Here is a 20,784-nt window from a genome sequence, read left to right as displayed (position 1 = left end):
AATTTGATCCCGGACGTATCACAGGCGCTTTCTTGGTTGGAAGCCCACCCTCAGGCATTAAAAGGCATTCGTCGCGGCATCGAGCGTGAAACGCTGCGAGTCACGCCGAACGGCACCTTGGCGACTACCGGGCATCCGGAAAAGCTGGGGGCGGCATTGACGCACCACTGGATCACCACGGATTTCGCCGAGGCGCTGTTAGAGTTCATTACGCCGGTTGATGACAATATCGATCACCTGCTGACGTTCCTGCGCGATATTCATCGCTACGTAGCGCGCAATATTGGCGATGAGCGCATGTGGCCGCTCAGCATGCCGTGCTTTATCGAAGCCGAGCAGGATATTGAGCTGGCGCAGTTCGGTTCGTCGAACATCGGCCGCATGAAGACGCTGTACCGCGAAGGGCTGAAGAATCGCTATGGCGCGTTGATGCAGACCATTTCCGGCGTGCACTACAACTTCTCGCTGCCGCTGGAGTTTTGGCAGGCCTGGGCTGGCGTGCAGGACGCAGAAAGCGGTAAAGAGCAGATCTCGGCGGGGTATTTCCGCCTGATCCGCAACTATTACCGTTTCGGTTGGGTGATCCCGTATCTGTTCGGCGCATCGCCGGCCATTTGTTCTTCGTTCCTCAAAGGTCGCGAGACCACTCTGCCGTTCGAACGCACCGAGCAGGGGATGTGCTACCTGCCGTACGCCACCTCGCTGCGTCTGAGCGATCTGGGTTACACCAACAAGTCGCAGAGTAATCTGGGCATCACCTTCAACGATCTGCACAGCTATGTGGCCGGTTTGAAGCGGGCGATCGTTACGCCTTCCGAAGAGTTCGCCAAGCTGGGCGTGAAAGAGGGTGACCGCTACCTGCAGTTGAACAGTAACGTGCTGCAAATCGAAAACGAGCTGTATGCGCCGATCCGGCCGAAGCGCGTGACCAAAAGCGGCGAGACGCCGTCAGACGCGCTGCTGCGCGGCGGTATCGAATACATCGAAGTGCGTTCGCTGGATATCAACCCGTTCTCGCCGATCGGCGTGGATGCGGTGCAGGCGCGTTTCCTGGATCTGTTCCTGGTGTGGTGCGCGCTGGCCGATGCGCCGGAGATGAGCAGCGATGAACTGCTGTGCACGCGCAAGAACTGGAACCGGGTGATTCTGGAAGGGCGCAAGCCGGGCCAGACCATCGGCATCGGCTGTGGCGCCAGCCATGAACCGCTGGAAAACGTGGGCAAGGCGCTGTTCGCCGATCTGCGTCGGGTGGCGGAAGTGTTGGACGGCGAAGCCGGCAACCGTCAATACCAGCAGGTGTGCGATGAGCTGGTCGCCGCATTTGACGACCCTGAGCTGACCTTCTCCGCGCGCATTCTGAAGGCCATGAAGGCGGAAGGCACCGGGCGCGTCGGTCTGCAGCTGGCGGAGCAGTATCGCCAGACATTGCTGGAAGAGCCGTTGGAAATCCTGAACGAAGCCGAGCTGGATAAAGAGCGGGAAGCCTCTTGGCAGCGTCAACGCGACATAGAAGCCAATGATACGCTAAGCTTTGAAGCGTTCCTGAAGCAAAACGGCGGAAGCTGAAAAAGAAAAAGGCCACATCAATGTGGCCAAATATGCATCTCTGATGACAGGGATGATGATAACAAATGCGCGTCTTTCACATACTCAGACTCGCAGGGTTGGAAAAGGTTTCCCGGTTAGGAAAAAAAGTTTCGAAATAAATGCTCTTTTACGAGGAGGTAGCGAAATGCCATTGCTGGATAGCTTTACCGTCGATCATACCCGTATGGCAGCCCCGGCTGTCCGCGTTGCGAAAACCATGAAAACGCCTCATGGCGATACCATCACGGTATTTGATCTGCGCTTTTGCCGCCCGAACCTGGAAGTGATGCCCGAACGCGGCATTCACACGCTGGAACACCTGTTCGCCGGCTTTATGCGCGACCACCTGAACGGCCAGGGCGTGGAGATTATCGACATCTCCCCAATGGGCTGCCGCACCGGTTTCTACATGAGCCTGATCGGCGTGCCGGAAGAGCAGCGCGTTGCCGATGCCTGGAAAGCGGCGATGGCCGACGTGCTGAAAGTGACCGACCAGCGCAAGATCCCTGAGCTGAACGAGTACCAGTGTGGTACCTACCACATGCACTCGCTGGAAGAAGCGCAGGAAATCGCCAAGCACATTCTGGATAACGGCGTGGTGGTGAACCACAACGACGAACTGGCGCTGCCGAAAGAGAAGCTGCAGGAGCTGCATATCTGACCGTACGTTTCCCGCAGAAACAAAAAAGACGCGATTTCGCGTCTTTTTTACGTTCTGGCCGGCGGTCAGTGATGGCCGACGCTGGACTGCAGCGAGGTGATCGGCGTGACCCGCACCTGTTTGATCATGTTGCCCTGTACGTCGAGAATGTCGATATCGTAATGGCCGATACGCACCCGGGTGCCGATTTCGGGGATCTCTTCCAGTTCTTCCAGCAGCATACCGTTGACGGTACGGGCTTCATTGGCCGGCAAGGTCCAGTTGAAGGCCTTGTTCAGCTCCCGCACGTTGGCGGTGCCGTCGATCAAGACCGAACCGTCGCTCTGCGGCGTGACTTCTTCCGCCAGCGTCGGTGACATCGAGGTGGTGAAATCGCCGACGATCTCTTCGAGAATGTCTTCCACCGTGACCAGGCCCTGAATGTCGCCGTACTCGTCGACCACGATGCCGACCTTCTCTTTATTGCGCTGGAATTTCACCAGCTGCACGTTGAGCGGCGTGCCTTCCGGTACGAAGTAGATCTCATCGGCGGCGCGCAGCAGGTTCTCTTTGTTGAACTCTTTTTTCTCGGTCATCAGGCGATAGGCTTCGCGCACGCGCAGCATGCCGATCGCATCGTCCAGCGAGCTGCGATACAGCACGATGCGGCCGTGTGGCGAGTGGGTCAGCTGGCGCATGATTGACTTCCAGTCGTCGTTGACGTCGATGCCGACGATCTCGGTGCGCGGCACCATGATGTCGTTGACCGTCACCTTTTCCAGGTCCAGCACCGAGATCAGCATGTCCTGATTGCGGCGGGAGATCTGCGACTGGGATTCACGCACGATGGTGCGCAGCTCATCCTTGCTGACGGCGTCGCTGATGCGCACGTTGGTGCGAATGCCGAACAGGCGCAAGGTCAGGCTGGTGATGCCGTTGAGCAGCCAGACCAGCGGGAACATCACCTTTTGCAACGGCGCCAGCAAGACGCTGCTGGGGAAGGCGATGCGTTCCGGATAGAGCGCGGCGAAGGTTTTCGGCAGCACTTCGGCGAACAGCAGCACGGCGAAAGTCAGTATGCCGGTCGCAATCGCCACGCCCAGATCGCCATACAGCCGCATGCCGACGATGGTCGCCAGCGCCGAGGCAAGGATGTTGACCAGGTTGTTGCCGATCAGCACCAGGCCGATCAGCCGATCCGGTTTTTGCAGCAGCTTCTCCACCCGGCGCGCCGAGCGGTTGCCCTGTTTGGACAGGTGACGCAGGCGATAACGGTTGAGCGTCATCATGCCAGTTTCGGAAGCGGAGAAGTAAGCGGAGACCACGATCATGATCACCAGGATAATGATGAGGGTCCCCGTCGACACATGCTCCAATGCAGTATTCCTTATAGAGAGGGAGAATTGGACCGGGCTGGCCTAGCGCACCATCACCTGCTGAATCAGACGGCTGCCGAAGTAGGCGAGCGTCAGCAGAAAGGCGCCGGCGAAGCTGAACCAGACGACGCGGCGGCCGCGCCAGCCTTCATGGTAATGGCCCCACAACAGCACGATATACACGAACCAGGCCATGATCGACAGCACGGCTTTATGCACGTTCTCTTTGCTGAACAGGTTATCCATGTACAGCAGGCCGGTGCACAGGGTGAGCGTCAGCAGCACCACGCCGATCTGGGTGATATGGAACATCTTGCGCTCGATGCTCATCAGCGGCGGCATGTCGGCACTAAAGGTCAGCTTCTTGTTTTTCAACAGGTAGTCGAGCCAGGCGAGCTGTAAGGCGTAGAGCGCGGCGATGATCAGGGTGGCGTAAGAGAACAGCGCCAGGCCGATATGCACCATCAATTCCGGGCTGGCTTCCAGGTGAGTGATGAACTCGCCGGGCATGAAGCTGGCGAAGGCCAGATTGATCATCGCGAAGCTGTAGACGATCGGCAGCAGGAACCAGCCGCGATCGCGTGAAGCGACGAAGGTCATCACCGAACAGATGATCAGGCTGACGATAGAACCAATGTTCAGCAGGCTGAGATTCTGCCCGGCGCTGACGTCAAAGATGCGCTGCTGCAGCGCGATGGCGTGGCAAATCAGCGCCACCACCGCCGAGACGAGGGCGAGCCGACGGTATGCGCTGTTCTTCCGCAACAAACTGGGAATGATCAGTCCAAGGCTGAGCAGGTAGGCCATCAAAGCCACAATGGAGAAAACTGGCATAGCGTTTAATTTTGCTTCGGCGTGGTTAATTGGAGTGTCAGTATAGCGTTGCGCGCGTTTCACTCCAACCTATCTCCAACGCTGAGGCAGAGATCCTGCGCGCTTCGTGTTATCATCGGCGCAATTGTGTCGCCGGAGCGGCCTGTCATTACACGTTGAGCATGAGACGATGTTTGAAAATTTAACCGATCGATTGTCGCGCACGTTGCGCAATATCAGCGGCCGCGGGCGGCTGACCGAAGAGAATATCAAGGAAACCCTGCGTGAAGTGCGTATGGCATTGCTGGAAGCGGACGTTGCGCTGCCGGTGGTGCGCGACTTCATCAACCGCGTCAAAGAGAGCGCGGTTGGCCATGAAGTCAACAAGAGCCTGACGCCGGGGCAGGAGTTCGTCAAGATCGTCAAAGGCGAGCTGATCGCCGCGATGGGCGAAGTCAACACCGAGCTGAATCTGGCGGCTCAGCCGCCGGCCGTGGTGCTGATGGCGGGCCTGCAGGGCGCCGGTAAAACCACCAGCGTCGGTAAGCTCGGCAAGTTCCTGAAAGAAAAACAGAAGAAGAAAGTGTTGGTGGTTTCCGCGGACGTTTATCGCCCGGCGGCGATCAAACAGCTGGAAACGCTGGCGGAAGGCGTCGGCATCGACTTCTTCCCGTCTGACGTCAAAGAAAAACCGATCGACATCGTCAATCGCGCGCTGCAACAGGCCAAGCTGAAGTTCTACGATGTCCTTATTGTCGATACCGCCGGCCGTCTGCACGTTGACGAAGCGATGATGGACGAGATCAAACAGGTGCACGCGGCGATCAAGCCGGTGGAAACCCTGTTCGTGGTCGACGCCATGACCGGCCAGGACGCCGCCAATACCGCCAAGGCGTTTAACGAAGCGCTGCCGCTGACCGGCGTGGTGCTGACCAAGGTCGACGGCGATGCGCGCGGCGGTGCGGCGTTGTCCATCCGCCATATCACTGGCAAGCCGATCAAGTTCCTCGGCGTCGGCGAGAAGACCGAAGCGCTGGAGCCGTTTTACCCGGATCGCGTGGCATCGCGCATCCTGGGCATGGGCGACGTGCTGTCGCTGATCGAAGATATCGAAAGCAAGGTCGACCGCGAGCAGGCGGAGAAGCTGGCCAACAAGCTGAAGAAGGGTGACGGTTTCGATCTGACCGACTTCCTGGAGCAGCTCAAGCAGATGCGCAACATGGGCGGCATGGCCAACATGCTGAGCAAGCTGCCGGGCGCGGGCCAGCTGCCGGATAACGTCAAGTCGCAGATGGACGACAAAGTGCTGGTGCGCATGGAGGCGATCATCAACTCGATGACGCTGAAAGAGCGCGCCAAACCGGAAATCATCAAGGGCTCGCGCAAGCGCCGCATCGCGATGGGGGCCGGCATGCAGGTGCAGGACGTCAACCGCTTGCTGAAGCAGTTCGACGAAATGCAGCGTATGATGAAGAAGATGAAGAAAGGCGGTATGGCGAAGATGATGCGCGGCATGAAAGGCATGATGCCGCCGGGCTTCCCAGGCCGCTGACGGGCCCCCGCACGCTGAGTGCGGGCGCTTTCAGCATTCGCCGTTCGCGGTGAAAACCGCCCGAAATTTGACAGGCTGCAAAAGTTGTCCCCTGCGATCGACGCTTTAGATTGCTTTTTGCGCCAAAATGAGTAAAATTTTCGGGCTTTTTATATTGCAACCGGGCCCCGTCCCTCAATGGGGCCCGGCTGTTTTATTAACTAAAGAGGATGTTATGGTAACAATTCGTTTGGCACGTGGCGGCGCTAAAAAGCGTCCGTTCTATCAAGTAGTAGTGACCGACAGCCGCAACGCTCGTGATGGTCGTTTCATCGAGCGCGTAGGCTTCTTCAACCCGATCGCTTCTGGTCAGGCTGAAGCACTGCGTCTGGACCTGGACCGCATCGAGCACTGGGTTGGTCTGGGTGCAACCGTTTCTGATCGCGTTCACGCGCTGATCAAAGACGCTAAGAAAGCAGCTTAATCTGTCGCGGTGGTGGCAATGAGCAAGCAACTCAAACCGGTAGCGCCTAAGCAGCCGATTGTACTCGGTAAAATGGGGTCCGCTTACGGCATTCGTGGTTGGCTCAGAGTGTTTTCATCCACCGAGAACGCCGAAAGCATTTTTGACTATCAGCCGTGGTTTATCCAGCAGGCGGGTCAGTGGCAGCATATCGAGTTGGAAGACTGGAAGCGCCACAGTCAGGATCTGATCATCAAGGTCAAAGGCATTGACGATCGGGACGCGGCGAATCTGCTGACTAATCGCGAGATTATGGTGGATTCTGAGCAACTTCCTCCGCTGGAGGGTGACGATTACTACTGGAAAGACCTGATGGGCTGCCAGGTAGTCACCACCGCCGGCTACGAGCTGGGTAAAGTCATCGATATGATGGAAACCGGCTCGAACGATGTGATGGTTGTGAAAGCGAACCTGAAAGATGCGTTCGGCATGAAGGAGCGGTTGATTCCGTTTCTTCATGGGCAGGTTATCAAGAAAGTCGATCTCACTGCCCGCGTGATTGAGGCAGATTGGGATCCTGGTTTTTGACCCCCGGATCAAACGGTCGAAGCAAGTGGAATAACGGTAAGGGGATTGGCTTGTGTTCATCGGTATTGTAAGCCTGTTTCCTGAGATGTTCCGTGCTATCACCGATTACGGGGTGACTGGCCGGGCAGTAAAAAATGGCCTGCTGAGCGTGCAGTGTTGGAGTCCGCGCGACTTCACCTACGACCGGCATCGTACCGTGGACGATCGCCCTTACGGCGGCGGCCCGGGAATGCTGATGATGGTGCAACCTTTACGGGAAGCCATTCATGCGGCGAAAGCAGCGGCAGGCGAGGGAGCAAAGGTGATTTATCTGTCACCTCAGGGGCGCAAGCTGGATCAAACCGGCGTGTGCGAACTGGCGGCCAATCAGAAGATGATTCTGGTGTGCGGCCGTTACGAAGGGATAGACGAGCGCGTAATCCAAACCGAAATTGACGAAGAATGGTCAATCGGCGATTACGTTCTCAGCGGCGGGGAACTGCCGGCGATGACCCTGATTGATTCAGTCGCCCGTTTCATACCGGGTGTGCTGGGCCATCAGGCCTCAGCGGAGGAAGACTCCTTCGCCGACGGATTGCTGGACTGCCCGCACTATACCCGCCCCGAGGTGTTGGAAGGAATGGAAGTACCGCCGGTTCTGCTGTCGGGCAACCATGCCGAGATACGTCGCTGGCGCTTAAAGCAGTCGCTGGGCCGAACCTGGCTTAGAAGACCTGAACTTCTAGAAAGCCTAGCTCTGACTGACGAGCAAGCGGTGTTGCTGGCTGAGTTCCAACGGGAACATCAGACCAGGCAACAGGACTATGAAGGAAGCGTCTGACATCAGACGGGACCGATATATCAGTTTACCTAGGGTAAGAGACATATTATGAGCAACATTATTAAGCAACTTGAACAAGAGCAGATGAAACAAGACGTACCTGCATTCCGTCCGGGTGATTCCGTGGAAGTGAAGGTATGGGTCGTTGAAGGTAGCAAAAAACGTCTGCAGGCATTCGAGGGCGTGGTTATCGCTATCCGTAACCGCGGTCTGCACTCTGCATTCACTGTTCGTAAGATTTCCAACGGCGAAGGTGTTGAGCGCGTATTCCAGACTCACTCCCCAGTAATCGACAGCATTACTGTTAAACGTCGTGGTGCCGTTCGTAAAGCTAAACTGTACTACCTGCGTGAACGTACTGGTAAGGCTGCTCGTATCAAAGAGCGTCTGAACCGCGTTAACTAACGCTGCATCCAAAAGTTAATAGTTATCAGGGGTTGGCATTGTGCCAACCCCTTTTTTTATCTGAAAAATCTATCACGTTGCATTTGAGAGGCTTAGCTGCCTGGCCGTGACATTAAAAAGCCTCCGTCAGCGGGCTTTTGGCATTACAGCGCGGCGGCGCTTTGTTTATGTTGATTTTCCGGCGGGTGCGGCTGCGCCGGGACAATGTCATCGCCAGGTTTGACTATCACCCGTGCAACGGACTCGTGCGTGGCGAACGTGCAACTGCAATTGATGTTGCGGCATTGATGGTAACGCTCTTTGGTCGACTCGCTCAAATAGCGGCTGGAGCGAGTGTGGGCCACGTGACCGCATAGTGGACAGTGCATCATAAGAACCCCCTTGAACAAATTAAGTGAAATTGGTGTGGCATCATCCTTTGGCGAGCGAACTCGTCATCATGAGGCAATGCCTTGCAAGCACAGTGCGCGTTCCATGGCGCGTCGCTGTTCCAGCCCTTTGTTTTTCTTTCCGTTTACGTAAACCCAGCGTGGCAGCTGATCGCAGGCCTGCCGCCACTGGCGCTGTTGCAGCAGCGCGACCAGCGTAGAGCGGCAGGCTGCGCTGACGCCCACATTGAAGGCGAAAGCGATCACCGCATCATAGGTTTGTTGCGAGAGCGTATCCGGCAGGCAGGTGGCCATGCCGCGCTCGGTGCGGCGAACATCGTCGACCAAATCCATCGCGGCTTTGCGTTCATCGATCGCTTTATCAGGGATGACGCCAGCGGTGTGCCCAATGCCCTGCGTCCACACCCCGGCGCTGCACTGGTAAGGCGACAGGCGGCAACCTTCGAGATCGGCGATCAGCCTGAGACCGGCTTCTGAGGTTTGCAGCTCGCCAAATGACGGCAACAGCACGGCGATGGCCAAAACGGCGGCGACGCTGCAGCGCTTAACGGTTGCACTCATCGTAAATGTTCCTCCGAGATGTCGCATTGCGCTCAATGGCCTTCAAGATCTGCAGGCTTTTACGTCGGTAGTACCAGTTCACCAGAAACGTGCCGATGCCTACCGCCGCACCGACTAAAAAGGCAATGTCCTGCGGAGACAGCTTGCCGAGCCAGGCGAGAAACAGCGCCATGGCGTAGGTGATGAATGAGGTGATTTTCTCCATAGCCTTATGCTCGCTTCGTTTACAGAATCTCGGGAGCCGGAGGCATCGATGCGTGAGAGCTCGCTATCGATATCCATCATGCTCCTGGTCTGTATGATAATTACTGTATATGCATACAGTATTAAGCTATTTGCTAAAGTCGTCAATGGGTGGGATGAATATTTTTAGCAGATTGTGCAAAAGAGGGCGGCCGGCATAAAAAAAGCCCATCAATGATGGGCTTCGAGAAATAATGGGGGGAGATTACAGGCCGTAGACCAGCGTGACCGAGGTCGTCGTGTCGGTGTTCTTCGGCGCCGAGGCCGGCGGTTTGCTGTTGTAGGTCACGGTGTAAGCTACGCGCAATGAGAAGCGATCGTTGATCGCCACGTTCAACGCGCTTTCCGAGTTCAGCGTGGTTTCTTCGTTCGCCAGCGCGGAAACGCCCTGAATGAACTTGGTGTTATCGGTCAACTGATAGGAATAGTTGGCCGCACCATAGGCTAGCCCCTTGGTTGCACGGCCGCCGCCATGGTACTCGTCATGGCGCACGCCGGGACCGAATTCCACCCGCAGGTCACTGAGCGGCCCGTTAAGGAGCTGACGGCCGTAGCCGCCGGTCAGCGTGGAGCGTGAGTCGTAACCGTTGAAACGGTCACTCAGCCAGCTGGCCTGACCGAACAGGTAGTTGCGATCGGTCAGGTTATAGCGCGTACGGCCACCGGCCTGGTATTTTTCGGACGAGCGCACGTTGGAGGAGGTGGTGTTGTTGGCCGCCCCCCACAGGCTGTACGCCGCGTCGCTATTGAACCAGGTCATGTTGGTGTTGGCCAACAGGGTGGAGCTCTGCGAGTTGCCTGACTGGGCGTTGTAGCCCGCCTGCACGTTGCCTTCGAACGGTTTCTTGGCGGTGGCCGGATCGTCCATCGCGGTGAAAAGCGTATTGTCGGCAAGGGCTGAAACACTGGTGAAAGTCGTTAAGCAGCAAATATACAGCGGAAAAGCGCGACGAGCGCGAGAAGAGAGCATCTTGGATCCAGTTGTTAAGGGGAATTATTGTTGATGACGATCACATTATATCGGTTCATTTCGGCGACAAAAATAGCCGTCATTAGCTTAAGTTTTTAATTTTTATCCCTCATTTATTCGCTTTTCTTCTACTTAAAATCATCGCTTTTGGCGGCATTTCGTGCTGATCCTGCTTCGCACAGGCGCCGGTGCCGAGATCGGCGGCGTATCTTCGCTGTAAAATCATGTGTACAAATAAATTTACAGATATTCATTTTTCTTAGACCGGAAGGCTAAGGTGTGGTGAAGGTTTTTTTGATTTATTAAATGCATGTATTTATTGTATTTTAATTGGTTTTTCCAACTCTTTTTCAAAGGTGATTTAATCAGGATAATTGCGGTAATTTTTTATTTACGGAAAATGGATTGAAAACTTTACATATCGTGATAGGGTAGAGCCCTGAAACGCTCAATGTTCCATTTCAACGCATAACGCCAAACGACAGGAATAGCATCATGCAAAAAGACGCGCTCAATAACGTACACATCAGTGCAGAACAGGTTCTCATCACGCCGGAGGAGCTGAAGAACCAGTTCCCGCTCAGCGCCGACGACGAAAATGAGATCGCCACTGCGCGCAACACTATCGCCAACATTTTGCAGGGGCGCGATCATCGCCTGTTGGTGGTGTGTGGGCCTTGTTCGATCCACGATCCGGACGCGGCGCTGGACTACGCCCGTCGTTTGAAAACCCTGGCGGCTGACTTGAGCGATCAGCTGTATATCGTTATGCGCGTCTACTTTGAAAAACCCAGAACCACTGTCGGCTGGAAAGGTTTGATCAACGATCCGTACATGGACGGTTCGTTTGACGTTGAAGCAGGCTTGCATATCGCGCGTCGCCTGTTGCTGGATTTAGTGGGCATGGGCTTGCCTTTGGCTACCGAAGCGTTGGATCCGAACAGCCCGCAGTACCTGGGGGACTTGTTCAGTTGGTCGGCGATCGGTGCGCGCACCACCGAATCTCAGACCCACCGCGAAATGGCCTCCGGCCTGTCGATGCCGGTCGGCTTCAAAAACGGCACCGACGGCAGCTTGGGCACCGCCATCAACGCCATGCGCGCCGCCGCTATGCCGCACCGCTTCGTCGGCATCAACCAGGCAGGCCAGGTTTGCCTGCTGCAGACGCAGGGCAACCCGGACGGACACGTGATCCTGCGCGGCGGCAAAACCCCGAACTACAGCGCTGAGCACGTTGCGGCCTGTGAAAAACAGATGCTTGAGGCGGGACTCCATCCGTCCTTGATGATAGATTGCAGCCATGGCAACTCGAATAAAGACTATCGCCGTCAGCCGGCGGTTGCCGAGTCCGTGGTGGAGCAGATCAAGGCGGGTAACCGTTCGATCACCGGCATCATGCTGGAGAGCCATCTGCATGAGGGCAACCAGTCTTCCGAACAGCCGCGTGCAGACATGCGTTACGGGGTGTCCGTCACCGATGCCTGCATCAACTGGGAGAGCACGGAAACTCTGCTGCGTCATATGCATCAGGAACTCGGCGCTGCGCTGACGGCTCGCACGGGAGAAAAGTAAGTTATGGTGGCAGAACTGACCGCGCTGCGCGATCAAATCGATGAGGTGGATAAAGCGCTGCTGGATCTGCTGGCGAAACGCCTGCATCTGGTAGCGGAAGTGGGCGAAGTCAAAAGCCGTCATGGCCTGCCGGTTTACGTACCGGAGCGCGAAGCCGCGATGCTGGCCTCGCGTCGCCAGGAGGCGGAAAACCTCGGGGTGCCGCCGGATCTGATCGAGGACGTCTTGCGCCGCGTGATGCGCGAATCGTACGTCAGCGAGAATGATAAAGGCTTTAAAACTCTGTGTCCGCAGCTGCGGCCGATCGTCATCATCGGCGGCAACGGCCAGATGGGCCGGCTGTTCAACCGCTTGCTGACGCTGTCGGGTTATCAGGTCAGGGTATTGGATCAGGAAGATTGGCCGCAGGCGGAACAGCTGCTGGCAGACGCCGGCATGGTGATCGTCAGCGTGCCGATCCATGTGACCGAGCAGGTGATAAGCCGCCTGCCGACGCTGCCTGCCGACTGTATTCTGGTGGATTTGGCGTCGGTGAAGAACCGTCCGCTGCATGCGATGTTGGCGGCGCACAGCGGCCCTGTGGTGGGATTGCACCCGATGTTCGGCCCGGACGTGGGCAGCGTGGCGAAGCAGGTAGTGGTTTACTGCGATGGCCGCCAGCCGGAGGCTTACCAATGGTTGCTTGAGCAGCTGCAGGTGTGGGGCGCGCGGCTGCATCGCATCAGCGCGGTCGAACACGATCAGAACATGGCGTTTATTCAGGCGCTGCGGCACTTCGCCACCTTCGCCTACGGGTTGCATCTGGCGGAAGAGAACGTGCAACTGGAGCAGTTGCTGGCGCTCTCCTCGCCGATCTACCGGTTGGAGCTGGCGATGGTTGGCCGCCTGTTTGCGCAGGATCCGCAACTTTACGCCGATATCATCATGTCGTCGGAAGAAAACGTGGCGCTGATTAAGCGTTACTACCAGCGCTTCGGCGAGGCGATAAAGCTGTTGGAGCATGGCGACAAACAGGCGTTTATCGACAGTTTCCGCAAGGTGGAGCACTGGTTCGGCGATTACGCCCAACGCTTCCTGGTGGAGAGCCGCACGCTGTTGCGGCAGGCTAACGACAGCCGACAGTAAAACGCGGGCGGTAAACGTAAAGGGTTCGGCTTGGCCGAACCTTTTTTTATGGTTTCAGGATGGGTTGACCGGCACCACGGTGTCGCTTGGGTAACAGCCCAGTACCTTCAGCGAGCGGGTGATTGGCGCCAGATCGCGCAGCGCTTTTTGCATCGCGTCGGCACGCAGATTGGCTTGCACATCGATATAAAACATCTCTTCCCACGGATTGCCGTTGATCGGGCGTGATTCCAGTTTGGTCATGATGATGCCGTTGTCGCGCAGAACCAGCAGCGCTTCGACCAACGCGCCGGATTGCTGGCCGGTCGCCATAATCAGCGTGGTTTTGGCCGGCACCTGTTCAGATACGTCGATCGCTTTGCGCGCCAGGACGATGAAGCGAGTGATGTTCTGCTGCTGGTTGGCGAGGTTGTGTTCCAGCACCTGCAGCCCGTATAACGCGCCGCCGGCCTCGCTGCCCAGCGCCGCCACCTTCGGCGAATTCAGCTTGGCGACTTTCTCCATCGCCGCGGCGGTGCTTTCGGTGTACTCGATTTTCCAGTGCGGGAAGCGGTTAAGGAACTGGCTGCACTGTTGGAACGGCTGCGGATGGCTGTAGACGGTTTCAATCTGGCTCAGGTCGCTATCGCCGGCCACCAGAACACAGTGGTCGATCGGGTTGGTCAGTTCGCCGACGATCGACAGGCTGGTGTGCTGCAGCAGATCGTACACCTCGTTAATCGAACCGGAACTGGTATTCTCGATCGGCAAAATTGCGTAGTCCGCCTGGCCGGTTTCCACCTGGGCGAAGATATCCTGAAACTTCTGGCAACCGCATTCTATCAGCCGATCGAAATGGCGGGCGGCATATTGGCGTGCCGCCAGATGTGAATAAGAGCCTTTCGGGCCGAGGAAGGCGATGCGTGCGGCGTGTTGGCTGACAGGGTTGAGCTGGTGCTGCAGCAGCGCCTGCTGGGTCAGAACGGAATCTTCGATAATCAGTTGGAACAGGCGGGTGACGTAGAAGCCGTCCAGGTCGTAGGGTTTGGCGGCGGCGATCAGCGCATCCAGCAGATCGCGTTCGCGCTCTTTGTCGCGGATCGGACGGTGAGAGTGCAGCTTGGTCTTGCCGACTTCGATCGCCAGTTCACGGCGTTCCGCCAGCAGGGCCAACAGTTTCAAGTCCAGTGCGCTGATGCGCTCGCGCAGCACCAATAACGGGTTGTCAGTCATAATCAGCTTCCGCCTTCAATTCTTATTCGTTGTAAAACAGCCATAAAAAAAGCCTCCTGTTTCCAGGAGGCCTTGTTGTTCGTCTTCGCATTCTTTCTTACACGACGAAACGCCTCCCAGTCAGGGGAAGGTAAAAAAGAATGCGAAGAAAAACGGTGTGCGTGGCATGGTCTACCTAAGGTTAATGCGAACAGGTTTTAAAGTAACCGCTGGCTTTTACCCCGTCAACAAAAATACCCGACAAAAAACGCGCCCTCGGGCGCGTTTGATGCGGCAACCGCAGTCGGAGGGTTATTCCTGCTCTTGCGTGACTTCCGGCACGATGTCTTTCACGCTGGCATTGCAGCGGCGCGCTTCGCCTTTGTGCTGCACCTTGTTCAGCTGGCGCTCCAGCTTGGCGATCAGCTCATTAACGGCGGTATACATGTCATCATGTTTGGCGCTGGCGACCAGCGGGCCGTTAGGCGTGGTAATGGTAGCATCGGCGACAAACCCTTGCGGTTCTTTGGATAAGACGATATGCGGGTTAATCAGCTGGGTCTGCCATTTTTCCAGTTTGGTGAGACGGTCTTCGACGTGATTGCGGATTGCGGGAGTGATATCCATTTGTTTGCTGGTAATGTTCAATGTCATATAACTTACCTCTCTGTCTTTCCGTCTTGGTGAATCCAGCATACCCCGCTTTTTGTTTAAATGCGTGATGTAAATCACGATTTTTTGTCACTTTTTGCAAAGTTAGTTCAATCTGTGATTCAGCATTTGAATTGGCTATCTAATGCTTGAGAGTTGTCGCCGGATGGCGCATTATTGATGAGTTGACCGGTGAGGAGCGCTAGCTAACACCGTGTTTTTACTTGTGTATTTTTCCAGTGAAAACTAGGTCGACGCCAATGAAAACGGCAGCCGAGGCTGCCGTTTTGCTTTTCTGCCGTTGCCGACGCGCGCTTATTGCGGGTTGGCGGCGATCACTTTGGCCACTTTGTCAGCCTGGCCGTTCAGCTGCAGCTGCTTGTAGGCATTTTCCATCAGCGGCAACACGTCGTGCGTCGCTTTGGTATCCGGGAATTCACGCAACATCTGCTCGGCGCGATTAACGACCGCGACGTAAGCACCGCGTTTAGTGTAGTATTCCGCCACCGAAAGCTCATACTTGGCCAAGCGGTCTTTCAGATACACCAAACGCTTGTTGGCGTCGGTCGCGTATTGGCTGTTCGGGTATTGCTGAATCAACTGGCTGAAGTCGCGGAACGCAGCGCGAGCGTGCTGAGGATCGCGGTCAGAACGGTCAACCCCGAAGAAGCCCTGCAGCGCGCTGTCATCGAGCGCCATGTCGGTCAGACCGCGCATGTACATCACGTAATCGATGTTCGGGTGCGTCGGGTTCAGACGCATGAAGCGATCGATGGATGCCTGAGCCATCGGCAAGTCGGCGGCCTTATAGTAGGCGTAAATCAAATCCAGCTGGACCTGCTGGGAATACGGCCCGAAAGGATAGCGGTTATCTAACGCTTCGAGTTGCGTAATCGCGCCCTTGAAGTTACCGTCCTGCAGTTTTTGCTGCGCGGTAGCATAGATTTCCGAAGGTGGGTTGTCGGGAACCGCATCCTTGGATGTGGAGCAACCTGCCAGCGCCAGGCTCAACGTGGCTGCCGCCACCAGATATTTCATACGCGTCATGACGTTTTGATTATCCTCAGGGTGTTATTCCGGGAGACTGTCCGTTAAGCTCCCGACAAAGACCAGGTACAATAGCACATTATATTAAACGGCATCGCCGTGAAAACCCAACGTTAACGAAGAAGCTGCATATGGCACAACAAGTACAACTCACCGCAACGGTGGCCGAATCTCAACTCGGACAACGTTTAGATCAGGCTTTGGCCGAATTGTTCCCTGATTATTCACGATCTCGCATAAAAGAGTGGATCCTGGGCGATCGGGTGAAGGTCAATGGCAAAACGTCAAACAAACCGAAAGAGAAGGTGCTGGGCGGAGAGACCGTCGCCATCGATGCACAGATTGAAGAAGAGGCGCGTTGGGAGCCACAGGATATCGCGCTGGATATCGTCTATGAAGACAGCGACATCCTGGTGATCAACAAACCGCGCGATTTGGTGGTGCACCCTGGCGCCGGTAACCCGGACGGCACGGTGCTCAATGCGCTGCTATATCACTACCCGGAAATCGCCGACGTGCCGCGCGCCGGCATCGTGCACCGTCTGGACAAAGACACCACCGGCCTGATGGTGGTGGCGAAAACCGTGCCGGCCCAAACCCGGCTGGTGGAAGCGCTGCAGGCGCGTGAAATCACCCGTGAATACGAAGCGGTGGCGATCGGCACCATGACCGCCGGCGGCACGGTAGAAGAGCCTATCGCGCGTCATTCCACCAAGCGTACCCATATGGCGGTGCACCCGATGGGTAAACCGGCGGTAACGCACTACCGCATCATGGAACACTTCCGCGCGCACACCCGCCTGCGCCTGCGCCTGGAAACCGGCCGTACTCACCAGATCCGCGTGCACATGGCCTATATCAGCCATCCGTTGGTGGGCGATCCGCTGTACGGCGGTCGTCCGCGTCCGCCGAAAGGCGCTTCGGAAGCCTTCATCAATACGCTGCGCGGTTTTGACCGTCAGGCGCTGCACGCCACTATGCTGCGTTTGTATCATCCGATTAGCGGTATTCAGATGGAGTGGCATGCGCCGCTGCCGCAGGACATGGTCGATCTGATCAACGCGCTGAAGGCGGACACCGAAGAATTCAAAGATCAGATGGACTGGTAATGAGCTCGCTCATTCTGCCTGACTGGCCGTTGCCTGCCGGCGTTAAGGCCTGCAGCACCACGCGTCGCGGCGGCGTCAGCCTGCCGCCTTATGACTCGCTGAACCTCGGCGCTCACGTCGGTGACGAGGAGCAAGCGGTGAAGCGCAATCGGGAACGATTGGTTATCGCCGCCGGCTTGCCGCAGATGCCGGTGTGGCTCGAGCAGGTGCACGGCACTCGCGTGGTGACGTTGACGGGACAAGCGCCCGCCGATCTGCGGGCGGATGCGGTGTACAGCAACGTGCCGGGGCAGGTGTGTGCCGTGATGACGGCGGATTGTCTGCCGGTGCTGTTCTGCTCGCAGCACGGCGACGAAGTGGCCGCCGCTCACGCCGGCTGGCGTGGGCTATGCCACGGCGTGCTGGAGCAAACCGTGGCGGCGTTCAGCGCCGCGCCGGGCCAAATTAGCGCCTGGCTGGGGCCGGCGATCGGCCCGCAGCAGTTTGAGGTCGGGCCGGAGGTGCGCGCCGCTTTCATGGCGGAAGACGCTGAGGCCGCAGCGGCATTTGCCCCGCACGGCGATAAGTTTTTGGCTAATATCTACTTGCTGGCTCGCCAACGCTTGTTGCGTGCGGGCGTTCAGGCCATCTACGGCGGCGACCGCTGTACGGTTAACGAAATGAGCCATTTTTTCTCCTATCGGCGCGACGGAATAACCGGACGTCTGGCAAGTTTAATCTGGCTGATATAACCTATTGAATTAGGACGATCCAACGACGCATGGCGTTGTACCGAAAATTTAGCGTCGAGATAACCTTGAAAATTTGAGGGATGACCTCATTTAATCTCCAGTAGCAATTTCGACCCATCTTGGAGGTGTTATGCGTCTGGATCGTCTTACCAACAAATTCCAGCTTGCCCTCGCCGATGCCCAGTCACTAGCCCTTGGGCACGACAACCAGTTTATTGAACCGCTACATCTGATGAGCGCCCTGCTCAATCAGGAAGGGGGCACGGTTCGTCCACTATTAACTTCCGCAGGTATCGATGCCGGGCGCGTGCGCACCGAGATCGAACAGGCGCTGTCCCGTTTACCGCAGGTAGAAGGCACCGGTGGCGACGTTCAACCGTCCCATGAGCTGGTGCGCGTTCTGAACCTGTGCGACAAGCTGGCGCAGAAGCGCGCGGACAAATTCATTTCTTCCGAGCTGTTTGTGCTTGCGGTGCTGGAAGACCGCGGCTCGTTGACCGACTTGTTGAAAGCGGCCGGCGCGACGGCCGACAAAATTAGCAAAGCCATTGAACAAATGAGAGGCGGTGACAGCGTGGAAGACCAAGGCGCCGAAGACCAACGGCAGGCATTGAAGAAATACACGATCGATCTGACCGAACGCGCCGAGCAGGGCAAGCTTGACCCGGTGATCGGCCGTGACGAAGAGATCCGTCGTACCATTCAGGTGCTGCAACGCCGCACCAAAAACAACCCGGTGCTGATCGGCGAACCTGGCGTAGGTAAAACCGCCATCGTCGAAGGCCTGGCGCAGCGCATCATCAACGGCGAAGTGCCGGAAGGGCTGAAGCACAAGCGCGTATTGTCCCTCGATATGGGCGCTTTGATCGCCGGCGCCAAATACCGCGGCGAGTTTGAAGAGCGTCTGAAAGGCGTGCTCAACGATCTGGCCAAGCAGGAAGGCAGCGTTATCCTGTTTATCGACGAACTGCACACCATGGTCGGCGCCGGTAAGGCGGATGGCGCGATGGATGCGGGTAATATGCTCAAGCCGGCGCTGGCGCGCGGCGAGCTGCACTGCGTCGGTGCCACCACGCTGGATGAGTATCGTCAATATATAGAGAAGGATGCGGCGCTCGAGCGTCGTTTCCAGAAAGTGTATGTGGCGGAGCCAAGCGTGGAAGACACTATCGCTATTCTGCGCGGCCTGAAAGAGCGTTACGAACTGCACCACCACGTGCAGATCACCGATCCGGCCATCGTGGCGGCGGCAACGCTTTCGCACCGTTATATCGCCGATCGTCAATTGCCGGACAAGGCTATCGACCTGATCGACGAAGCGGCGTCCAGCATTCGCATGCAGATGGACTCCAAGCCTGAATCGCTCGATCGGCTTGAGCGCCGCATCATTCAGTTGAAGCTGGAACAGCAGGCGCTGAATAAAGAGTCGGACGACGCCAGTAAGAAACGCCTGGACATGCTCAGCGATGAGCTGGGGCAGAAAGAACGCGAATATTCGGAGCTGGAAGAAGAGTGGAAAGCGGAAAAAGCGTCGCTCTCCGGTACTCAGAACATCAAGGCGGAACTCGAGCAGGCCAAAATCACCCTGGAGCAGGCGCGCCGCGTCGGCGATCTGGGGCGGATGTCGGAACTGCAGTACGGCAAGATCCCTGAGCTGGAGAAACAGCTCGCCGCCGCCACGCAGGCCGAAGGCAAGAGCATGAAGCTGCTGCGCAACCGGGTGACCGATGCGGAGATTGCTGAAGTGCTGGCGCGCGCCACAGGGATCCCGGTGGCCAGAATGCTGGAAGGCGAGCGCGACAAGCTGCTGCGTCTGGAGCAAGAGCTGCATTCGCGAGTGATTGGCCAGGACGAAGCGGTCAGCGCGGTCTCTAACGCTATCCGCCGCAGCCGCGCCGGGTTGTCCGATCCTAACCGGCCGATCGGTTCATTCCTGTTCCTTGGCCCGACCGGGGTGGGGAAAACCGAGCTCTGCAAGGCACTGGCTTCGTTCCTGTTCGACAGCGACGACGCCATGGTGCGTATCGACATGTCCGAGTTTATGGAGAAACACTCCGTTTCGCGTCTGGTCGGCGCGCCTCCGGGTTATGTCGGCTATGAAGAGGGCGGCTACCTGACGGAAGCCGTGCGCCGCCGGCCTTACTCGGTGATCCTGCTGGATGAAGTCGAGAAAGCGCACCCGGACGTATTCAATATTCTGTTGCAGGTGTTGGATGACGGCCGCCTGACCGATGGCCAGGGCCGCACCGTCGATTTCCGCAATACTGTGGTGATCATGACGTCCAACCTGGGGTCCGATCTGATCCAGGAGCATTTCGGTCAGATGAACTACGCGCAGATGAAAGAGTCGGTGATGGAGATGGTGAGTCACCACTTCCGTCCGGAGTTCATCAACCGTATCGATGAAGTGGTGGTGTTCCATCCGCTGGGCGAGAAACACATTGCTGCAATCGCCAAGATTCAGCTGTCGCGTCTGTACAAGCGTTTGGAAGAGCGCGGTTACGAAGTGACCATGACCGAACCGGCCCTGGCACTGTTGAGCAAAACCGGTTACGACCCTGTGTATGGTGCGCGTCCGTTGAAACGTGCTATTCAGCAGGAGATCGAGAACCCGCTGGCGCAGCAAATCCTGTCTGGCAAGCTGATCCCCGGCAAGCTGGTAACGCTGGATGTGGAAAACGACCATATCGTTGCACGCCAATAACGACAGTTAAGCCTATTAAAGATGAAAGGGAGCGGGTGACCGCTCCCTTTTCTTTATCTTCGTTTGCTCCTGTTTGCAGGGTTTGCCGCTATTACTGCGCTAAAACCGGTGTTTTTTGACTAATAAACATCCTAAAAAGGCATTTCTGGTGATTATTTGAACGCTTGAAAAGTTTTTTGCAATTAGGGGTTGCGGCCTGCCGAGAACTCCCTATAATGCGCCTCCACTGACCGGGAACAACGACTGACAAGCCGCCGGGTCAGCGAGA

General features: G+C 56.9%; 22 protein-coding genes and 1 other annotated feature. Of the genes, 12 read left to right on the top strand and 10 right to left on the bottom strand.

Annotated elements, in window-relative coordinates; all coding sequences use genetic code 11:
- Positions 1-3: 3 nt before the first annotated feature.
- Positions 4-1,566 carry a glutamate--cysteine ligase gene (gene gshA, locus ACJ8PL_RS15410; RefSeq protein ID WP_025301637.1) on the top strand — a complete coding sequence of 521 codons (1,563 nt, stop codon included), beginning with the start codon at positions 4-6 and terminating at the stop codon, positions 1,564-1,566.
- Between the two features lie 166 nt (positions 1,567-1,732).
- On the top strand, positions 1,733-2,248 hold the full coding sequence (gene luxS / locus ACJ8PL_RS15405) for an S-ribosylhomocysteine lyase (RefSeq protein WP_004932513.1): 516 nt from the start codon (positions 1,733-1,735) through the stop codon (positions 2,246-2,248).
- Between the two features lie 65 nt (positions 2,249-2,313).
- Here the strand turns inward: luxS and ACJ8PL_RS15400 are convergent, their stop codons facing one another.
- Both ACJ8PL_RS15400 and ACJ8PL_RS15395 read right to left on the bottom strand, forming a co-directional pair.
- The gene (locus tag ACJ8PL_RS15400; protein ID WP_016929024.1) at positions 2,314-3,603 is read right to left on the bottom strand and encodes an HlyC/CorC family transporter; all 1,290 of its coding nucleotides are present in this window, start codon (positions 3,601-3,603) and stop codon (positions 2,314-2,316) included.
- A gap of 42 nt (positions 3,604-3,645) precedes the next feature.
- Complete coding sequence (locus ACJ8PL_RS15395; protein ID WP_004932506.1) at positions 3,646-4,437, bottom strand: cytochrome C assembly family protein; 792 nt, start codon at positions 4,435-4,437, stop codon at positions 3,646-3,648.
- A gap of 169 nt (positions 4,438-4,606) precedes the next feature.
- Here ACJ8PL_RS15395 and ffh point away from each other — a divergent pair, with 169 nt between their 5' ends.
- The 5 genes from ffh (at position 4,607) to rplS (ending at position 8,223) form a co-directional block, all read left to right on the top strand.
- On the top strand, positions 4,607-5,968 hold the full coding sequence (gene ffh / locus ACJ8PL_RS15390) for a signal recognition particle protein (RefSeq protein ID WP_004932504.1): 1,362 nt from the start codon (positions 4,607-4,609) through the stop codon (positions 5,966-5,968).
- A gap of 214 nt (positions 5,969-6,182) precedes the next feature.
- Positions 6,183-6,431: a 30S ribosomal protein S16 gene (gene rpsP, locus ACJ8PL_RS15385; RefSeq protein WP_004932501.1), complete on the top strand. Its 249-nt coding sequence runs from the start codon at positions 6,183-6,185 to the stop codon at positions 6,429-6,431.
- A gap of 18 nt (positions 6,432-6,449) precedes the next feature.
- Entirely contained in the window at positions 6,450-6,998 is a 549-nt protein-coding gene (gene rimM / locus ACJ8PL_RS15380; RefSeq protein WP_019455135.1) for a ribosome maturation factor RimM, read from the top strand.
- A 52-nt stretch (positions 6,999-7,050) separates the two neighbouring features.
- Complete coding sequence (gene trmD / locus ACJ8PL_RS15375) at positions 7,051-7,818, top strand: tRNA (guanosine(37)-N1)-methyltransferase TrmD (RefSeq protein WP_016929022.1); 768 nt, start codon at positions 7,051-7,053, stop codon at positions 7,816-7,818.
- Between the two features lie 48 nt (positions 7,819-7,866).
- Positions 7,867-8,223, top strand: coding sequence for a 50S ribosomal protein L19 (gene rplS, locus ACJ8PL_RS15370; RefSeq protein ID WP_015376707.1), 357 nt, complete (start codon positions 7,867-7,869; stop codon positions 8,221-8,223).
- Between the two features lie 143 nt (positions 8,224-8,366).
- On the opposite strand, the gene ACJ8PL_RS15365 is transcribed toward rplS, so the two are convergent.
- The 4 genes from ACJ8PL_RS15365 to ACJ8PL_RS15350 all read right to left on the bottom strand — a co-directional run bounded on the left by ACJ8PL_RS15365 (position 8,367) and on the right by ACJ8PL_RS15350 (position 10,386).
- Positions 8,367-8,594 carry an ogr/Delta-like zinc finger family protein gene (locus ACJ8PL_RS15365; RefSeq protein ID WP_016929021.1) on the bottom strand — a complete coding sequence of 76 codons (228 nt, stop codon included), beginning with the start codon at positions 8,592-8,594 and terminating at the stop codon, positions 8,367-8,369.
- 66 nt (positions 8,595-8,660) lie between these two features.
- Positions 8,661-9,173: a lysozyme gene (locus ACJ8PL_RS15360; protein ID WP_079450105.1), complete on the bottom strand. Its 513-nt coding sequence runs from the start codon at positions 9,171-9,173 to the stop codon at positions 8,661-8,663.
- Positions 9,157-9,378, bottom strand: a complete 222-nt coding sequence (locus tag ACJ8PL_RS15355; protein ID WP_016929019.1) for an HP1 family phage holin — start codon at positions 9,376-9,378, stop codon at positions 9,157-9,159. Before ACJ8PL_RS15355 ends, ACJ8PL_RS15360 begins: the two co-directional genes overlap by 17 nt.
- Before the next feature lie 243 nt (positions 9,379-9,621).
- Positions 9,622-10,386: a DUF481 domain-containing protein gene (locus tag ACJ8PL_RS15350; RefSeq protein WP_028127834.1), complete on the bottom strand. Its 765-nt coding sequence runs from the start codon at positions 10,384-10,386 to the stop codon at positions 9,622-9,624.
- 495 nt (positions 10,387-10,881) lie between these two features.
- Between ACJ8PL_RS15350 and ACJ8PL_RS15345 the strand changes: the two genes are divergently transcribed.
- Positions 10,882-11,958: a 3-deoxy-7-phosphoheptulonate synthase gene (locus ACJ8PL_RS15345; protein ID WP_016929016.1), complete on the top strand. Its 1,077-nt coding sequence runs from the start codon at positions 10,882-10,884 to the stop codon at positions 11,956-11,958.
- Positions 11,959-11,961: 3 nt separating this feature from the next.
- Entirely contained in the window at positions 11,962-13,083 is a 1,122-nt protein-coding gene (tyrA, locus tag ACJ8PL_RS15340; protein WP_033641292.1) for a bifunctional chorismate mutase/prephenate dehydrogenase, read from the top strand.
- Between the two features lie 54 nt (positions 13,084-13,137).
- Here tyrA and pheA read toward each other — a convergent pair whose 3' ends face one another.
- The 4 genes from pheA to bamD form a co-directional block, all read right to left on the bottom strand.
- Positions 13,138-14,295, bottom strand: coding sequence for a bifunctional chorismate mutase/prephenate dehydratase (gene pheA / locus ACJ8PL_RS15335; protein ID WP_033641293.1), 1,158 nt, complete (start codon positions 14,293-14,295; stop codon positions 13,138-13,140).
- 42 nt (positions 14,296-14,337) lie between these two features.
- Positions 14,338-14,464 (bottom strand) — a sequence feature (Phe leader region).
- Positions 14,416-14,463, bottom strand: coding sequence for a hypothetical protein (locus ACJ8PL_RS15330; RefSeq protein WP_101428074.1), 48 nt, complete (start codon positions 14,461-14,463; stop codon positions 14,416-14,418). Its footprint overlaps the feature before it by 48 nt.
- A gap of 122 nt (positions 14,465-14,586) precedes the next feature.
- Positions 14,587-14,928: a ribosome-associated translation inhibitor RaiA gene (gene raiA / locus ACJ8PL_RS15325; RefSeq protein ID WP_004932457.1), complete on the bottom strand. Its 342-nt coding sequence runs from the start codon at positions 14,926-14,928 to the stop codon at positions 14,587-14,589.
- 312 nt (positions 14,929-15,240) lie between these two features.
- Complete coding sequence (gene bamD / locus ACJ8PL_RS15320) at positions 15,241-15,972, bottom strand: outer membrane protein assembly factor BamD (protein WP_004932456.1); 732 nt, start codon at positions 15,970-15,972, stop codon at positions 15,241-15,243.
- 131 nt (positions 15,973-16,103) lie between these two features.
- Between bamD and rluD the strand changes: the two genes are divergently transcribed.
- From rluD to clpB, 3 genes are all read left to right on the top strand, one after another.
- Positions 16,104-17,081, top strand: coding sequence for a 23S rRNA pseudouridine(1911/1915/1917) synthase RluD (rluD, locus tag ACJ8PL_RS15315; RefSeq protein ID WP_028127833.1), 978 nt, complete (start codon positions 16,104-16,106; stop codon positions 17,079-17,081).
- Positions 17,081-17,812: a purine nucleoside phosphorylase YfiH gene (gene yfiH, locus ACJ8PL_RS15310; RefSeq protein WP_079451051.1), complete on the top strand. Its 732-nt coding sequence runs from the start codon at positions 17,081-17,083 to the stop codon at positions 17,810-17,812. Before rluD ends, yfiH begins: the two co-directional genes overlap by 1 nt.
- A 130-nt stretch (positions 17,813-17,942) precedes the next feature.
- A complete protein-coding gene (gene clpB / locus ACJ8PL_RS15305) occupies positions 17,943-20,516 on the top strand; it encodes an ATP-dependent chaperone ClpB (RefSeq protein ID WP_025301647.1) in 2,574 nt (857 codons plus the stop codon).
- The last annotated feature ends 268 nt before the right edge of the window (positions 20,517-20,784 follow it).

The sequence above is a fragment of the Serratia sp. CY83965 genome (assembly GCF_052166375.1).
GTDB lineage: Bacteria > Pseudomonadota > Gammaproteobacteria > Enterobacterales > Enterobacteriaceae > Serratia > Serratia marcescens.
Note: the sequence above shows the minus strand (reverse complement) of the source record. Positions and strands in the feature narration are given on the sequence as shown.

Coding starts and splice junctions, on each gene's coding strand:
- rimM (WP_019455135.1), top strand. CDS start 6,450: ATGAGCAAGCAACTCAAACCGGTAGCGCCTAAGCAGCCGATTGTACTC.
- rluD (WP_028127833.1), top strand. CDS start 16,104: ATGGCACAACAAGTACAACTCACCGCAACGGTGGCCGAATCTCAACTC.
- raiA (WP_004932457.1), bottom strand. CDS start 14,928: ATGACATTGAACATTACCAGCAAACAAATGGATATCACTCCCGCAATC.
- rpsP (WP_004932501.1), top strand. CDS start 6,183: ATGGTAACAATTCGTTTGGCACGTGGCGGCGCTAAAAAGCGTCCGTTC.
- tyrA (WP_033641292.1), top strand. CDS start 11,962: ATGGTGGCAGAACTGACCGCGCTGCGCGATCAAATCGATGAGGTGGAT.
- yfiH (WP_079451051.1), top strand. CDS start 17,081: ATGAGCTCGCTCATTCTGCCTGACTGGCCGTTGCCTGCCGGCGTTAAG.
- ACJ8PL_RS15365 (WP_016929021.1), bottom strand. CDS start 8,594: ATGATGCACTGTCCACTATGCGGTCACGTGGCCCACACTCGCTCCAGC.
- ACJ8PL_RS15355 (WP_016929019.1), bottom strand. CDS start 9,378: ATGGAGAAAATCACCTCATTCATCACCTACGCCATGGCGCTGTTTCTC.
- ACJ8PL_RS15345 (WP_016929016.1), top strand. CDS start 10,882: ATGCAAAAAGACGCGCTCAATAACGTACACATCAGTGCAGAACAGGTT.
- ffh (WP_004932504.1), top strand. CDS start 4,607: ATGTTTGAAAATTTAACCGATCGATTGTCGCGCACGTTGCGCAATATC.
- luxS (WP_004932513.1), top strand. CDS start 1,733: ATGCCATTGCTGGATAGCTTTACCGTCGATCATACCCGTATGGCAGCC.
- rplS (WP_015376707.1), top strand. CDS start 7,867: ATGAGCAACATTATTAAGCAACTTGAACAAGAGCAGATGAAACAAGAC.
- clpB (WP_025301647.1), top strand. CDS start 17,943: ATGCGTCTGGATCGTCTTACCAACAAATTCCAGCTTGCCCTCGCCGAT.
- ACJ8PL_RS15395 (WP_004932506.1), bottom strand. CDS start 4,437: ATGCCAGTTTTCTCCATTGTGGCTTTGATGGCCTACCTGCTCAGCCTT.
- ACJ8PL_RS15360 (WP_079450105.1), bottom strand. CDS start 9,173: ATGAGTGCAACCGTTAAGCGCTGCAGCGTCGCCGCCGTTTTGGCCATC.
- pheA (WP_033641293.1), bottom strand. CDS start 14,295: ATGACTGACAACCCGTTATTGGTGCTGCGCGAGCGCATCAGCGCACTG.
- ACJ8PL_RS15350 (WP_028127834.1), bottom strand. CDS start 10,386: ATGCTCTCTTCTCGCGCTCGTCGCGCTTTTCCGCTGTATATTTGCTGC.
- bamD (WP_004932456.1), bottom strand. CDS start 15,972: ATGACGCGTATGAAATATCTGGTGGCGGCAGCCACGTTGAGCCTGGCG.